1 rRNA gene is annotated in these 1,457 nt (G+C 29.2%); it reads left to right on the plus strand.

Annotated elements, in window-relative coordinates:
• A 23S ribosomal RNA gene (locus ACYVBS_RS14560) occupies positions 1-1,241 on the plus strand; the annotation flags it as partial.
• Positions 1,242-1,457 lie beyond the last annotated feature (216 nt).

Raw genomic sequence — 1,457 nt, forward strand, 5'->3', positions numbered from 1 at the left:
GAATGGCAAAGATGAATGTTGAATAATCAGACATAGTGCGATAAGGTTGTATGTCTAAAGGGAAACAGCCCAGAACAAGAGTAATAAGGTTCCAAAATTATTATTGAGTGAAATTAAGGATGTTATTATCAAATACAATCAGGAAATAGGCTTAGAAGCTGCCATTTTTTGAAGATCTCGTAACAGAGCACTGATTAAATATTTTAGATATTAATACCGAAAATATAACGGATCTAAATAATATACCGAAACCTTGTACGTATTATTATACGGGGTAGCGGAACATTGGATAAATCTTAGATTTTATCTTTTTTAAGTTAAAAAAATAATAGATAATCCAAGAGAGAATGCTGACATGAGTAACGATAAAGGAAAATATTATTTTTCCTCGCCTTAAGCTTATGGTTTATTTTAAATTTCGGTATCTAAGTATATACCCCAAAGGGTCTATATGATGATAATAATAATTATTTTTTGTAAACAAAATCTTTATTTAGTGATAAAGGTTCAGGAAATTGTAACAAAAATCTTAAAAAAATAATTATAAACCGTACCTAAATACTATCGCAAGTAAGCAAGTAGAGTATACAAAGGCGTTTGAGTGAACAATCATTAAGGAACTCGGCAAATTAACTACCGTAACTTCGGGATAAGGAGGACCATTACTATAGATATTTAAGTATCAAATAGTAAAAGGAATCATAAAATAGTGTTGTACGACTGTTTAATTAAAACAAAGCACTCTGCCAAGATAGAAATCTAAGTATTGAGTGTGATGTCTGCCCGATGTCGGTAGGGTAACAGATTTACTTAATTATTTAATTAGGTTTTGATGAACACCCCGATTAATGGCGGCCTTATCTATAAGGGTCCTAAGGTAGCGGAATACCTTGGCCGTTAAATGCGGTCTTTGCATGAATGACTTAACGATACAACAGCTGTCTCGATGATTGGCTCAGTGAAATTGAATTAGCAGTGCAGATGCTGCTTACCTCTAGATAGACAAGAAGACCCTTTGCAGCTTTACTGTTACCTACTATGATATAATTTGATAATTTCCAGTGTATAAGGTAATAGTTATGAAATTGAAACACCTTTATTTGTTCTATTATATTCTTTATGGTAGGAAGGCAGTTTATGCGGGGCACAGATCCCATAAAAAGTACCTGGGTATATCCAAAGTTCATATTGTAATTTTGTAGATTTTTATTTACAAAAATTCATTAAATATTCTTATTTTTTGAATTTTTTATTTAATTTGTAATTAATTATTATTAATTATCCAGTTATTGTTTATATTAAGTTAGTTATTATTAATTTTTTTAAGTAAGATTTTAACTATATGGTAAATAGATGTAAATTAAATAATAATATAACTATATTATTGTTTAGTCATATTAATAGAGAAATTTTACTTGTTAATATGATGTTTTTTTACTTTAAAAGTTTAATGGCTT

This window comes from Lysobacter olei (genome assembly GCF_054777355.1).